This window comes from Haloferula helveola, assembly GCF_037076345.1.
GTDB classification, from domain to species: domain Bacteria; phylum Verrucomicrobiota; class Verrucomicrobiia; order Verrucomicrobiales; family Akkermansiaceae; genus Haloferula; species Haloferula helveola.
The window spans coordinates 4,193,835-4,208,581 of sequence record NZ_AP024702.1; the positions used below are offsets into that span (position 1 = coordinate 4,193,835).

Sequence of the window (14,747 nt, forward strand, 5' to 3'; positions counted from 1 at the left end):
CGCGGTGGATCGGGCAAGATCGGAACACAGCCTCCACGGTCAGTCGTCTGTCACCGCCTGCTTCAGCTTCTTGCGAAGCGTAGACCGGTTGATCGAGAGGGCCGCGGCGAGGTGGGAGGGCTTGCCGTCGAAGCGGCGGAGGAGGAGTCGGAGCAGGAGACCCTCGAGTTCGGCGCTGAGCTCCTTGTACTCCGTCTCGGGGCCGAGATTGCGGTCCACCCAGCAATCCAGCGCGTGTGAGAGCGCGTCATCCTTGGCGTGGTGGGCGGGGATGCCGGAGAGGTGGTCGGGGATGTGCTCGATGCCGATCCGGGATGAGCCCGCGCTGGTGACGAGTGCGAAATTGATCACGTTGCGCAGCTCGCGGAGGTTTCCCGGCCAGTCGTAGCGGGTGAAGATGTCGAACACCTCCGGATCAATCCGGCTGTGGGTGGTGGAATCGAGCTCGCCGAGGAAACACGCGGCGATCGCGGGGATGTCGTCGATGCGTTCCTTCAGAGGTGGGAGACTGACTTCGAGAATCTGCAGCCGATAGTAGAGCTCCTGCTCGAAGCTTCCTTCGTTCACGTGCTCCAGCAATCCTTCTTCACCGGTGGTGACGATCAGACGGGGCGCGCTCTCTGTCTCCGTGTCGAGAGTGTGGATGAGCTGCGCCTGAAGTTCGTGGGGTAGTGCCGCGACCGACTCGATGATGAGGTGTCCTCCGCGGCTGCCGGTCACGGCATCGCGGAGTTCGTTTTCGGTTACCTGTGCCGAGGCATGGAGGACGCGGAACGGGCCGCCGCGATTCGCGCTCTGGCGAATCAGCGTGGCGACCTGGGTCCTGCCGGTTCCCGTGGCGCCGCACACGACCACCGGTTGGTCCGAGGCGCAGGCGTGGGAGATCTGTCGGAATACGGGGCGCATCGAGGGTGCGGCACCGACGAACGGGGACGGGGGAGAGGGTGCGGATTCGGCGGGTTGGTCAGGTTCGGCGGCTGCAGCGACGAGTTCGAAGAACGACTGCAGTTCGTCGAAGTCCACCGGTTTGTCGAGGAAGCGGGCGATGCCGATCTTGCGCGCCTTGATGGCGTTCTCGATCTCGCCATGGGCGGTGATGACCGCGATCTCCGGCTTGTCCGGCCACTGCCAGTTCTCGACGAGATCGAGGCCGTGGCCGTCGGGCAGGCCGATGTCGAGGACAAGTCCATTGAACCGCTCGGCCTGCAGCAGTTCGCGAGCCCGGGCGAGCGACGGCGCGAGCCGGGTCTCCAAGCCGCTCCGCTCGGCCGCGGCCGCGATCGCGACCGCAAGCGCGTGGTGGTCTTCGACGATGAGCAGTTTGGAGGCGGCCATGGCTTCGCAGGGGTCAGGCTTCCGGGTTTCTCAGGTTTCCGGAGACGCACGCGCCTCCCTGCGGGCGGTTGCTGACCCGGAGTTCGCCGCCTTGGGCTTCGAAGACGCCCTTGGCCAGCGCGAGACCGAGTCCCATTCCTCCCTCGCGCTCCGAGTAGAAGGTTTCGCCGAATCGTCTCAGAGCGTTCTCGGAAAAGCCGGTCCCTTCGTCGGTGATGCTGAACGCGACCGAGCCGGAGTCCGACCGGGCAAGTGCCACGGTGATCCTGCCGCCGGTCGGCATTGCCTTGATGGCGTTGTCGATGAGGTTGCGGAAGGCGAGTTCAACACGCTGGGCATCACAGCGGACCGTCAGGGAATCCGGTGTGTCGAGTTCCAGTTCGCAGCGGTTGAACTCGAGAATTGGCAGGAGTTTTTCCCGCAGGCCGTGGAGAATTTTCACCAGATCCGTTTCGGAGGTCCGAGGGGCGTCGGGTTTCGCGACGAACAGCCACTGGTTGACCAGTGAGGTGATCTGTTCGCTGTCTTCGCGGATCAGTTTGCCTTCGGGGCCGTTGTCGCGACTCTCGACCGCCCGCGCGTGCATGATGATCGCAGCGGCCGGGTTCTTGATCTCGTGGGCGAGGGAAGTCGCCAGCTGCCCGAGCAGTGCCATCTTCTCGGCGTTGCGACGTCGTTCCTGTTCATCGAGCAGCGAGGCGCGCTCGCTCACCAAGGTCCGTGCAAGCACGCCGATCTCGTCATTGCGCCGGGTCAGGTGAAGCGGCAGATCCATTTCCTCCTCCGAGCGCGATCCGAAAACCGAAGTGGCGAGCAGGTGCAGCGGCCGGACGACCGAGCGCGCGATGAAGAACGCCGCGGTGACGGCCAGCAGGGTCATTCCGAGCAGTGGGATGAGTGAAAAGTTCCCGGTCAATGCGAGCAGGGGACGGGACGGTTGGATGACGACGATCGTTCCGCGGCCGTCGGCGATCGGGCGACAGAGCGCCTGCAGCCTGTTCTCCGCGACGATCTCGGGTTCGCGCTCCTTGGCGAGAAGCGCGATCGCGCGCTCGTCGGGCGTCCAGTCCCAGCCTTCGACCAGTCCTTCCTCGTCGAGGAAGAAGCCGACCTTGGAGTCGGTGATGACCGACAGGTGGTTCGCCATGTGTCGGGTTCGGGGCACTTTGACCCGCTGCAGGAAGACCGCATTGGCATCGGCGACGTCGGCCATCCGCTCCTGGTCCAGCTTGCGCTGCTGGGCCGCTTCCCACAGGAAACCGAGGGTGCCGGCCGCGATCGCGATCAGGATTTGCGGCAGGATGAACCGCCGGAAGAGGCCGCCCTTGCTGCGGGCCGGGCTTCCGGTCTCTGGTGCTTCGGAGCTCAAAATCAGCCCCTGAATGAACAAAATTTATCCATCGGTAAAGTTCTTGGTCAGAAATTGACACCGATCTTGAGCGGGCAAGCGGGAATCAGGAGTCTCGGTGCCGATGCCGAACACGCGCCCCACACTTTTCCATGCTGTTTCGTTTGCTGCGTCCCTCGGCACGACCTGGGTAGGAGCCCAGGATGTGCTGGGGGATCTGGAGCCCACCATCGTCACCGCGAGCCGGGTCGAGGACAGCGTGATGGAAGTGCCCTACACATTCGATCTCATCGACTCGGGCTTCCTCTACGAAACCAAGCGCCGGAGCCTGCCCGAGGCGCTGCAGTTCACTCCGGGCATTCTCGTCCAAAAGACCGCCTACGGTCACGGCTCGCCCTTCATCCGGGGCTTCACCGGCCGCCAGAACCTGCTGCTGGTCGATGGGGTGCGTTTCAACAACTCGCTGACCCGGGGTGGTCCGGTTCAGTACTGGAACACGGTGGATCCTTACTCGCTCGACCGGATCGAGGTGATCAAGAGCCAGGGGTCGGTCCTCTACGGCAGCGATGCGGTCGGCGGCACGGTGAACGCGATCACCCGCTCGACCGGTTTTCGCGATACGCCGGACGGCGAGTTCTTCAGCCACGGATCGGCTTACTACGAGTATCGTAGCAATGGCGAGGGTTCGCACATCGGGCGGATCGAGTCGTCGACCGGTGTCGGCGGGCGTTTCGGGATCATGCTCGGAGTCACCGGCAAGGAGTTCGGCGATATCGAGGACTCGGCGGTGGGTCGGATGCGCAACACCGGATACCCGGAGCAGGACATCGACCTGAAGATCGAGGCGGCGATCGGTCCGGACACCACCATGACGTTCCTCCACCAGCGGGTGAACCAGGACGATATCTACCGCTGGCACTCGACGATCTACAACCCGGGTTGGCAGCACTCGGGTCACGTGGCGGCGCCGGGCAGCTTTTTGGCGCGTGTCTACGATCAGGAGCGCACGCTGACCTATCTCCGCTTCGAGGGTGAGCCGTCCGATGTCGGCTGGCTGAACCGCTGGAGCGCCACGGTTTCCTATCACCAAGGGCGTGACATGGAGGCGCAGTACCGGTCGATGACCGACAAACGCTACCAGGTGGCCGATATCGACACGCTCGGATTCGATCTGACGCTCGAGTCGCCGCTCGGCCCCGGCGAGCTGATCTACGGTCTCGATTACTACCACGATACGGTGGATTCCGCGGGGTATCGCGACCGGGGTGTGGGCTTGCTCTACGATCCGTCTTTCCGGCCGGTTGCCGACGACTCGGAGTATGACCTGTTCGGGGCCTTCGCTCAGTATTCCTTCCGTCCGGTCGAGTGTCTCGAGATCACCGCCGGCGGGCGCTACACCTACGCCCGTGCGGAACTGGGCCGGTCGTGGAACCCGACGTTGGGTCGCGATCTCTACGGTCAGTCCCGTAGTTGGGACAACTTCTCGGGGTCGCTGCGCGCGCTGTGGACGATCAATGATTGCTGGAACGTGTATGGCGGGATCTCCCAAGCGTTCCGGGCGCCGAATCTCAACGACCTGTCTGGGGTGACCACCTCCCGCTTCAATACAAACGCGACCGGATCGATCGACGTCGACTCCGAGGAATTCATCACCTACGAGCTCGGCACCCGCTTCCACAACGGCACCTTCGGCTTCGGTGCCGCGGTGTTCTACACCGATGCGTCGGACCTGATCACTTCGGTGCCGGTGGCGGCGGGGTCGAACACGACGGTTCCGACGAATGCCGCCGATGCCTACGTCTACGGGGTCGAACTCGAGGCCGACTGGCGATTCGCGGCCGACTGGCTGCTGTCCGGTTACTTCACGTGGCAGGACGGCCGGACCGATACGCAGTCGTATCTCGGCGGCCCAACGATTCACGATCTCGCTTCCCGCACGGCTCCGATCAGCGGAGGTCTGGCGCTTCGCTGGACCCACCCCAACGAACGCCTGTGGGTCGAGGGTCGGATGATTGCGGCTGCCGAGCAGGACAATCTCTCACGTGGGGACCGCGGCGACACCCAGCGGATCCCGGTGGGTGGCACGCCCGGCTACATCGCCTACATGCTCCACGCCGGATGGCAGGCGACCGACTGGCTGGAGCTGACCGGCGGCGTCGAGAACATCAGCGACGAGGACTATCGCAATCACGGGTCCGGGCAAAACGAGCCGGGCCTGAATGGAATTTTCGCTGCGAAGGTAACCTGGTAGCGGAATGGGAAAAGGGGCTCCTCGGCGGGGGACGCCGGGGAGCCCTTCTCTTGTACGGTGAAGGAGAGATCCGTCGATTATCGCACACGGTTGAAATAGACTGCAGCATGTTCTTGACAGAGTCCATTTTCTGTCGAGCTTCGGCGGTGGTGACCGATCCCTCCGCACTGCTCAAGGAACATGGCCTCGCCGTCACGGCGCAGCGTCTGGCGGTGCTGAAGGCGCTGGGGGGAAGTCCCCACATCACGGCGGACACGATCGCGGAGCGCGTCCGGGCCGAGATCGGCACCATTTCCCGGCAGGCGGTCTACAACGTCCTCGGCGCGCTCTCGGAGAAGGGGCTGATCCGGCGCATCCAGCCCGCCGGGCAACCCGCGCTCTACGAGGACCGGGTGGGGGACAATCACCACCACCTCGTTTGCCGTCGTTGTGCCAAGACGGTCGATATCGACTGCGCGGTCGGCGATACCCCCTGTCTCACGGCTGCCCACGATCATGGCTTCGTCATCGACGAGGCCGAGGTCCTTTACTGGGGCATCTGCCCCGATTGCCGCGACTCCTGATCCTTTTCTTCAACGCCAACCACAATCCCTAGAACACAGAACCATGTCAGAATCCAAATGCCCCTTCGGCCACTCGGCCGCCACTTCCGGCGGAGGAACCACCAACGAGGACTGGTGGCCCAACCGCCTGAAAGTCGAACTCCTGACCCAGCACTCGACGAAGTCCGACCCGATGGGTGGGGCCTTTGATTACGCCGAGGAGTTCAAGTCGCTCGACTACGATGGCCTGAAGAAGGACCTCGCCGATCTCATGACCGACTCGCAGGACTGGTGGCCGGCCGACTTCGGTCACTACGGCCCGCTTTTCATCCGCATGGCGTGGCACAGCGCCGGCACTTATCGGACCGGTGACGGCCGTGGCGGTGGCGGACGCGGTCAGCAGCGATTCGCTCCGCTCAACAGCTGGCCGGACAATGTCAGTCTCGACAAGGCGCGCCGCCTTCTGTGGCCGATCAAGCAGAAGTATGGCCGCAAAATTTCGTGGGCCGACCTGATGATCCTCGCCGGCAACGTCGCGCTCGAAACGATGGGCTTCAAGACCTTCGGTTTCGCCGGTGGCCGGGCCGATACCTGGGAGCCGGATCAGGACGTTTACTGGGGTCGTGAAACGACCTGGCTCGGTGGGGACGAGCGCTACGCCACGGGCTCCGAGGGTGCCACAGGCGAGGGTGTCGTGGTCTCGGACGACGATGCCGATGGCGACGTTCACAGCCGCAACCTCGAGAACCCGCTCGCCGCGGTTCAGATGGGTCTGATCTACGTCAACCCCGAGGGTCCCGACGGCAATCCGGATCCGATGAAGTCGGCCTTCGACATCCGCGATACTTTCGGCCGGATGGCGATGAACGACGAGGAAACGGTCGCGTTGATCGCGGGTGGACACACCTTCGGCAAGACGCACGGCGCCGGCCCGGCGGACAACGTCGGTCCTGACGCGGAGGCTGCTCCGATCGAGGAGCAGGGCTTCGGCTGGAAGAGCAGCTACGGTTCCGGCAAGGGCGGTGACACGATCACCAGCGGCCTCGAGGTGACGTGGACGCAGACGCCGACGAAGTGGAGCAACCTCTACTTCGAGAACCTCTTCAAGTACGAGTGGGAACTGACCAAGAGCCCGGCTGGTGCGCACCAGTGGGTCGCCAAGGACGCCGAGGAGACCGTTCCCGACGCCCACGATTCGGCGAAGAAGCACCGTCCGACGATGCTCACCAGCGACATCGCGCTGCGCACCGATCCCGAGTATGAGAAGATCTCGCGCCGCTTCCTTGAGAATCCGGACGAGTTCGCCGACGCCTTCGCCCGCGCGTGGTTCAAGCTGACCCACCGCGACATGGGGCCGAAGAGCCGCTACATCGGACCGGAGGTTCCGAGCGAGGACCTCATCTGGCAGGATCCGATTCCGGCCGTCGAACATCCGCTCGTCGACGATTCGGACGTCGCCGCGCTCAAGGGCAAGATCCTCGATTCCGGCCTGTCGGTCTCGCAGCTCGTTTCCACCGCCTGGGCTTCCGCCTCGACCTTCCGGGGTTCGGACAAGCGCGGAGGTGCCAACGGTGCCCGGATCCGTCTGGCTCCGCAGAAGGACTGGGAAGTCAACCAGCCGTCGCAACTCGCCCATGTGCTCGAAGTGCTCGAGGCCATCCAAAGCGAGTTCAATGGCGCGCAGTCGGATGGGAAAAAGGTCTCGATCGCAGATCTGATCGTGCTCGCCGGCTGTGCGGGTGTCGAGAAGGCCGCCAAGGATGCCGGCCACGACGTGACGGTTCCGTTCACGCCCGGCCGCACCGACGCATCGCAGGAGCAGACCGACGTCGAGTCCTTCGAAGTGCTCGAACCGTATGCCGACGGCTTCCGCAATTACCTCAAGGCCGCCTACACGGTGCCGGCTGAGGCGTTGCTGATCGACAAGGCGCAGCTGCTGACGCTGACCCCGACTGAGCTGACCGTCCTGATCGGCGGCATGCGTGTGCTCGGGACGAACTTCGGCGGCGAGAAATACGGTGTCCTCACCGAGCGCCCGGGATCGCTGACCAACGACTTCTTCGTCAACCTGCTCGACATGGCGACCGAGTGGAAGTCGGTGTCGCCGTGTGGCAATGCGTTTGCCGGTGTCGACCGGAAGTCCGGCCAGCCGAAGTGGAGCGCGACCCGTGTCGACCTGATCTTCGGTTCGAACTCGATCCTTCGCGCGCAGGCCGAGGTCTACGCCTGCTCCGACAGCGAGTCGAAGTTCGTCGAGGACTTCGTCGCCGCGTGGGACAAGGTCATGAACCTCGACCGGTTCGAGTTGAAGGGCTGATCGGAAGTCCTTGCGAATCATTGACCGCCGGAGTGGCCGCCTGACCGCGTGCCGCCCCGGCGGTTTTCTTTTTCCCGGATGGGCCTTGGATTGCGCGGACTTCTGGATTTACGCCGGGAAAGGGGAGGTTAGGTTGGGGCGGATCCGGATTTATGGAGGAAACGAGAACCCGAATCGACACCCTGCAGGCCATTGAGTTGGCGGAAGGGGTGGAGGTCCGTCTCCGGATTGCCGGTCCGCTGCTGAGGGGCGGTGCGCTTGCTCTGGATCTGGTGATCCAGTGGGCCTTCCTGCTGGTGGTCGCCTTCATCCTGATGATTTCCGGCATGATCGTCGGGTGGGAGACGTCGGGCGGTCTGATCAGCCTGCTCTGGTTCTTCGTGTGGTGGTGGTATCCGGTGTTCTTCGAAGCAGGGAAATGGGGAGCGACCCCCGGAAAGAAGATCCTCGGTTTGCGGGTCGTGCAGACTTCCGGCGGGCCGATCACGATGGGCCAGTCGATCCTGCGGAACTTTCTCCGCTATGCCGACGGCATGCCGTTTCTCGGCATGGGAATCATGGGAGTGCCGACCTTCGGCTTCGCGCTCGCGACGTGTGTCGCGACGCGCCGCTTCCAGCGTCTGGGCGATCTCGCTGCGGGAACGGTGGTGATTTACGACAAGACGCCGCCGGAGCCGGTGGTGCCCTCGCCGCCGCCGATCGAGGCGGCGACTCCGGCGGTCGCGCTGCGGCCCGAGGAGGTGCTCGCGCTCTCGGCGTTCCGCGATCGTGCCGGGCTCTGGTCGGAAGGGCGGCGGGAGGAAATCGCGGACCATGCGAGCGAACTGAGCGGCAGCGACGGACCGGCCGGGGTGTCGCGCATCATGGCGATGGCACACTGGCTGCAGGAGCGGAGATAGGATGAAGGAGGGCAACTTCGAGACGAGGCGTCGCGAGGCGTGGGACGACTTCGAACGGCTGGTCACCAGCGTCGAGAAGTCGAAGCCGGCCCAGGGCGTCGAGGAGCTTCCGCGGCGTTTCCGCGAGATGTGCTCGGACCTCGCGCTGGCCAACCACCGGATGTACCGCGGCCAGCTGGTCGGGCGCCTGAACGAGCTGGTGATTCGTGGCTACAAGCTGCTCTACCGGACCCGGCGCCGTGGTACGGAGTCCTTCGTACGTTTCATCGTCTCCGATTTTCCCGCGGCGGTCCGCCGTGACTGGCGGCTGTTCTGGCTTTGCAACGCGATGTTCTGGCTGCCGTTCTTCGGCATGATGGCGATGCCCTGGATCAACATCGACTGGGTGCAGTCGATCCTCGGTCCCCACGGCATGGCGCAGATGGAGGCGATGTATGGCGGGGAGGAGGAACAGCTGAGCTACCTGCGCTCCGAGTTCGGCTCGAACTTCATGATGTTCGGCCACTACATCCAGAACAACGTGAGCATCGACTTCCGGATCTTCGCCGGAGGGATCGTCGCCTGTCTCGGCACCATCTTTTTCCTGGTTTACAACGGCCTCGCGATCGGCGCGGCGGCCGGCTACGTGACCTACGCCTGCAATCCGAAGTCGTTCTGGACCTTCGTGGCCGGGCATTCGTCGTTCGAGTTGCTCGGGATGGTGGTGGCCGGAATGGCCGGGATGAAATTGGGACTGGCGGTTCTCAGACCCGGTCGCATGACCCGAGCGAAGGCCATCGGGGTGTCGGCCAAAAAGGCGTTGCCACTCATCCTCGGTGCGGGTGGCATGACCGTGCTGGCGGCATGCGTCGAGGGCTTCTGGTCGGCGCAACCGCTCCCGGCGCACGTGAAATACACGGTCGGCATCATTTTCTGGGTTCTGCACGCCGCTTATTTCCTGCTCTTGGGAAGGAGGTCGCGTGAAGCTTGAGTCGGTGACGGCCGAGCTCCGTCCCCGCAGCGATTGGGAGGCAGTTGATCTAGGGATCGCGCTCGTCCGGCGCGACTTCTGGAAGCTGTCCCGGGCGTGGTGGCTGGGCATGACTCCGGTCCTGCTCATCGGACTGCCGCTGCTGCGCGAACACCTGTTCTGGTTCACCTTCGTCTTCTGGTGGTGGATCCCGGTGGCCTCAAGGCTGTCGCTCTTCAAACTCAGTCGCATTCTTTTCGGCGACAATCCGGGCTTCAAACCGTTGCTTCGGGAGTTTCCGCGGGCGATCCGCCGGCGCTTCTTCTACCGCATGATTTGGGCGAGGTTCTCGCCATGGCGGCCACTCACGATGGCGGTGGAAGACCTCGAGGGGCTTCGTGGAAAGGACTACGCGGCCCGTTGCAGGATCCTCATGCGGCGCGGGGACTCGAGTGTGATCATGCTCGCCTTGTGGAGATTGGCGCTCGGGTTCTGGCTGGCCCTGACGATCTTCTGCACCGGCATGCTTTTCGTGCCGGAAGGACCCGGTGCCATGTGGAAAGAGACGATCTCCCTGTGGTGGGAGGGGAATCTCGCGGATCCTCCGACCGGATTGGCCGTGGCGGTCGCGGGCTCGCTGTGTGTCTCGTTCTGGTTGGTCGACCTCTTCTCAACCGGGTGCGGATTCGGAATTTACGTCAACTATCGTACTTGGATCGAGGGATGGGATGTCGAGTTGGCCTTCCGCCGCTTGGGGAACCGCTTGCGGGGGATCTCCGGAGTAATCGTCGCGTCGTTGCTGTTCTTCGGCTTGTCAGGCGGGCTCCGTGCCGAGGAGCCGGCGAACCCCAAGGAGACGATCGAAAGGGTGCTTCAACACGAGGACTTCACGGTGCACCAGCAGACCACCAAGGAGTGGCAGGGTTGGGACAACGCATGGAGTTTGGGATCCGGCCTCGGAGCTCTCGGCGGGCTCTGGACGGTTCTGCAGATCCTCTTCTTCGGCGGGTTGCTGTTTCTTCTCGGCTGGCTGATCTACCGCTTCCGACACGTATTCAGTGGTGGCCGGGGTGCCCGGGTTCCGGCTGAACCCGCCAAGGCGAGGGTGGTCATGGGGATGGAGGTGACCGCCGAGAGCTTGCCGAGGGATGTTCCAGCGGCGGCGATGGCGGCATGGCGGGAGGGCAGGCACCAGGAGGCGATGAGCCTGCTCTACCGTGGCTCCATTTCATGGATGATCCGGCACGGACGTGTGGAGATCGCCGAGTCCGACACCGAGAACGATTGCCTCGGCCGGGTGGACCGCGCGGGGTCGGGGCATCTTGGCTATTTTCGGATGCTGACCGGCGATTGGGTCCGGCTCGCCTATGCCCGAGAGTTGCCATCCGACGCGCGGGTCGAGGAGCTTTGCGGGCATTGGCCCTTCAGGGAAGGGGGGCAGTTGTGATCAGGCTCCTAGCGGGTATTCTCGCGCTTCTGCTGGTCGCCTGCGACTATGTGGAGACAACCCGCGAGGTCGGTCACAAGGGCAAGGCCCGGGTGAATCCGTATCTCGCGGCGGAGCGGATGTTGGAGGAACTGGGTTACGAGAACCTCGACAAGCCCGGCTGGCCGGATCTTGAGGATGCGGAGTTGGGACTCGTAGTTGTGCCGGCATCGGTGCTCAGCGCCGAGGGATATGTTCGCGCCCTTGAAGAGTGGGTGGAGTGGGGCGGACACGCCGTGATTCTTCTCGAGCACGGGGAGGCTTATCTGAATGACTGGGGAGACGTTTCGTGGCGGGATCTCTGGGTCGAGGCCGAGCAGTCCGAAGCCCTCGATGACTGGTTCGAGCGGGTCGGCCTGAGCATTGAGTCGGAGACCGATCCGTCCGGCGCGGCGAAGACCGCAGAGGCCGTGCAGGTGGATGGTTACGGCTACGAGGTCTGGATCGAAGGTAAGTCGGGGCTGTCCCAGGGAGGCAAGCCGGTCGGCCCGATTTACTCGGAGGAGTTCGGAGATGGGCGCCTGACTGTGATGACCGACGCGCGTCCGTTCCGGAACCGCTACATCGGCGATTACGATCATGCCGAGTTGCTCTATGATCTGGCTGAACTCGCACCCTACGGCTACGGCTTCTGTTTTGTCAGGAACGCGTCGTTGTCATTCTGGAAACTGCTCTGGGACCGTGGTTGGCCGGCGGTGAGCGCGCTGCTCCTGCTGGTCGGCTTCTGGCTATGGAAAAATCTTCCCCGTTTCGGTCCGCTGGATTCGCTGGAGTCCGGCGGCACGCTGCGGGCCTACGATCATCACCTTGAAGCGCTGGGTGACTTCCACTGGCGACTGGATCGCGGGCAGGGATTGTTGCGTCCGCTGCGCGAGTCGTTGCTGGAGCGGGGTCACCGGCTCGCCTTGGCATCCGGACAGCGCGAGGCGGATGTCTTCCAGCTCATGGCCGACCGGGCCGGTATTTCCCGCGAACGCGCCGAACGCGCCATGACCTTCGAACGAGCCCGCGACACAGGCAGCTTCACCCGCCTGGTCGCCGACCTCCAGGCACTCCATCTATCGATTCCATGAACGAAGAAGATCCGATCCAACCCGAACCCGTCACCCCGCCGGCGGAACCCGTGACGCCGCAGGAACTCCCTGCCGCTCCTCCCGTGCAGCCCGCGCTTTCCGAAGCGGCGAGGATTGCCAATGCGATGCGCGAGCAGATCGGCCGCTCGGTGCTTGGTCAGACCGAAGTGATCAGCCAGGTGCTCGCCGGCTTTCTCGCGGGAGGCCATGTACTCCTTGAGGGTAAACCCGGACTGGGCAAGACCCAGCTTGTGCTGGCGATGGCGCGCAGCTTCGGAGGGGCGTTCGGACGGATCCAGTTCACTCCGGATCTCATGCCTTCCGACGTCACCGGTTTTCGACTGTTCGATATGAAGAGCCAGACGTTCCAGCTCAGGCAAGGGCCGGTCTTCACCAATCTCCTGCTTGCGGACGAGATCAACCGCGCTCCGGCAAAGACCCAGTCCGCGCTGCTTGAGGTGATGCAGGAACGTCAGGTGACGATTGACGGTGAGTCGATGTCCCTCAGCCCGCCTTTCATGACTCTGGCGACACAAAACCCGATCGAACACGAAGGCACCTATCCGCTGCCCGAGGCGCAGCTTGACCGGTTCCTGATGAAAGTGCTGCTGGACTATCCCGAGTCCGGCTCGGAGTCGGAAATCGTGACGCGTTCCGCTGCCGAAGTGCCCGGGCAGTCATCGGTGGCTTTGGTCGAAACCGTGGCGTCCCCGGAAGACATCGTCCGGGCACAGGCCGAGACAGCGGCGGTCACGGTGGTGAAAGAAGTGGTCGATTACGCGGTGGCGATTGTTCAAGTGACGCGTGAGTCGAAGGCGGTGGCACTCGGCGCGGGAACGCGTGGCGCGATCGCGCTGGTTCGGATCGGCAAGGCGATCGCCGTGTTGCACGGCCGGAATTTCGTGACCCCCGACGACATCAAGGCGGCGTCGCTTCCGGTGCTGCGGCACCGTGTCCAGCTGGCCCCCGAGGTCGCGATCGGCGGCCAGAACATCGACGATATCCTGCGGACCTTGGTCGAGTCGGTCCCCGCTCCCCGTCAGTGACACCGACGCGCCGAGTCCTGTATCTCGTCTTCACCTGGACACTTGTCGGGGTGGGGGTGTCGATTTGGCCCGACTGGCAGATCGCCTGGTGGGTCGTCGCGGGTGTGTTGTTGCTGATTCTGGGCTTGGATGCCCTGATGCTCGGTCTTTCCCGCATGCCGGTCGCCCGCAGGGAGGTGCCTGACCGGTTCGCTTTGGGCGAGGCGGGAGAGGTGAGGATCCAACTTTCGAATCCGGGATCGTCGTCGATCGATGTCGAGGTGTTCGACGGAATTCCTGAGGGCGCCGAAGCTGAGGCAATGCCTTGGCGCGGCAGAATCCGCGGGCGCGAGGAGGCGAAGATCTATCATCCGGTCCGGCTGCTGGAGCGTGGAGTGACAAGCTTCCGTGAGGGGCATCTAAGGGTGCGTTCGATCCTGGGACTCTGGTGGAGGAAGAAGGCGATCTTCGGCGATGAATCGGTAAAGGTATTCCCCGACTATGAACCGGTGGTGAAGTTCGCGCTTCTCGCGATGCAGGCACGCCAAGAGCAGATGGGCATCGTCAGGCGTTCCGTCGCCGGCAGCAGCCGGGACTTCCATCAGTTACGCGAGTACCGGGAAGGGGATCCGCTCGCACAGATCGATTGGAAAGCGACCTCGCGCCGGCTTTCCCTGATCAGCCGGGAGTTCCAGGAACAACGCAACCAGACGATCATCTTCCTGACGGATACGGGCCGCAGGATGCGGGCGATCGACGGCGAGTTGCCTCAGTTCGACCACTGCCTGAACTCGATGCTGCTTCTGTCCTATGTCGCGCTCAGGCAGGGGGACCAGGTGGGTGTCCAGTCATTCGGAGGAACGGACCGTTGGCTGCCGCCGGTAAAGGGGCAGCACTCGATGGCCACCTTGCTCAACCATCTGTTCGATTACCAAACCACGCCGGAGCCGAGTGACTTCTCCATGGCCGCGGAGCGGCTGCAGGCGCGGCAACGCCGTCGGGCTCTGGTGGTGGTCATGACCAATCTCCGAGGTGAGGACGCTTCGGAAATTCTCCCGGCGCTGCGTATCCTCGCGAGCCGGCATCTGGTGATGCTTGCGAGTCTTCGCGAGCGGACGATCGAGGATGCACGACGGAAGCCGGTGGAGATCTTCAATGAGGCCCTCAAGTTTTCCGCGGCCGAGCAGTATGACGCCGAGCGTGCGGAGGTGCTGGCAAATCTGCGTGGCTACGGAGTCCTGACTCTGGATGTTCCCGCTCAGGAACTCCCGGTTGCCTTGGCCAACCGCTATCTCGACATCAAGGCGGCAGGCCGATTGTAAGCGGATCTTGTTTGTCAGGAGTACGTGAATGCGTAATGGGCCGAATGGGCCGTTCGAGGCATGCTTCAGGCGCTGTGAGCCCCTTAGGGGCGGTTTCGCGGGCGCCGGAAGTCTCCCCCTCCGGCGCCCGCGCTTTTTTTGCCGAGGGGTTGCCCTGACCGTGATCACGTAATGGGAAGGAGCGACGGATTGCTCCAGTA

The 14,747-nt window shown here is 63.7% G+C and carries 11 protein-coding genes; 9 read left to right on the forward strand and 2 right to left on the reverse strand.

Annotation, left to right across the window (positions count from 1 at the left end):
- Nucleotides 1–39: 39 nt before the first annotated feature.
- Nucleotides 40–1,335, reverse strand: coding sequence for a sigma-54-dependent transcriptional regulator (locus HAHE_RS15840; protein ID WP_338685762.1), 1,296 nt, complete (start codon nucleotides 1,333–1,335; stop codon nucleotides 40–42).
- Between the two features lie 13 nt (nucleotides 1,336–1,348).
- On the reverse strand, nucleotides 1,349–2,704 hold the full coding sequence (locus HAHE_RS15845) for a HAMP domain-containing sensor histidine kinase (RefSeq protein ID WP_338685763.1): 1,356 nt from the start codon (nucleotides 2,702–2,704) through the stop codon (nucleotides 1,349–1,351).
- A 103-nt stretch (nucleotides 2,705–2,807) separates the two neighbouring features.
- Between HAHE_RS15845 and HAHE_RS15850 the strand changes: the two genes are divergently transcribed.
- From HAHE_RS15850 to HAHE_RS15890, 9 genes are all read left to right on the forward strand, one after another.
- A complete protein-coding gene (locus HAHE_RS15850; protein WP_338685764.1) occupies nucleotides 2,808–4,934 on the forward strand; it encodes a TonB-dependent receptor in 2,127 nt (708 codons plus the stop codon).
- Between the two features lie 146 nt (nucleotides 4,935–5,080).
- Nucleotides 5,081–5,497, forward strand: a complete 417-nt coding sequence (locus tag HAHE_RS15855) for a Fur family transcriptional regulator (protein WP_343218217.1) — start codon at nucleotides 5,081–5,083, stop codon at nucleotides 5,495–5,497.
- A gap of 43 nt (nucleotides 5,498–5,540) precedes the next feature.
- A complete protein-coding gene (gene katG, locus HAHE_RS15860) occupies nucleotides 5,541–7,793 on the forward strand; it encodes a catalase/peroxidase HPI (RefSeq protein WP_338685766.1) in 2,253 nt (750 codons plus the stop codon).
- 152 nt (nucleotides 7,794–7,945) lie between these two features.
- Nucleotides 7,946–8,692, forward strand: a complete 747-nt coding sequence (locus tag HAHE_RS15865; protein ID WP_338685768.1) for an RDD family protein — start codon at nucleotides 7,946–7,948, stop codon at nucleotides 8,690–8,692.
- Between the two features lies 1 nt (nucleotide 8,693).
- The gene (locus HAHE_RS15870; RefSeq protein ID WP_338685769.1) at nucleotides 8,694–9,662 is read left to right on the forward strand and encodes a stage II sporulation protein M; all 969 of its coding nucleotides are present in this window, start codon (nucleotides 8,694–8,696) and stop codon (nucleotides 9,660–9,662) included.
- Nucleotides 9,652–11,088 (forward strand): hypothetical protein, encoded by a 1,437-nt coding sequence (locus HAHE_RS15875; protein ID WP_338685770.1) that lies wholly within the window; start codon nucleotides 9,652–9,654, stop codon nucleotides 11,086–11,088. Before HAHE_RS15870 ends, HAHE_RS15875 begins: the two co-directional genes overlap by 11 nt.
- On the forward strand, nucleotides 11,085–12,200 hold the full coding sequence (locus HAHE_RS15880; RefSeq protein ID WP_338685771.1) for a DUF4350 domain-containing protein: 1,116 nt from the start codon (nucleotides 11,085–11,087) through the stop codon (nucleotides 12,198–12,200). The genes HAHE_RS15875 and HAHE_RS15880 overlap by 4 nt, the downstream gene beginning before the upstream one ends.
- Nucleotides 12,197–13,246 (forward strand): MoxR family ATPase, encoded by a 1,050-nt coding sequence (locus tag HAHE_RS15885; protein ID WP_338685772.1) that lies wholly within the window; start codon nucleotides 12,197–12,199, stop codon nucleotides 13,244–13,246. The genes HAHE_RS15880 and HAHE_RS15885 overlap by 4 nt, the downstream gene beginning before the upstream one ends.
- Complete coding sequence (locus tag HAHE_RS15890) at nucleotides 13,243–14,547, forward strand: DUF58 domain-containing protein (RefSeq protein ID WP_338685773.1); 1,305 nt, start codon at nucleotides 13,243–13,245, stop codon at nucleotides 14,545–14,547. The genes HAHE_RS15885 and HAHE_RS15890 overlap by 4 nt, the downstream gene beginning before the upstream one ends.
- Nucleotides 14,548–14,747 lie beyond the last annotated feature (200 nt).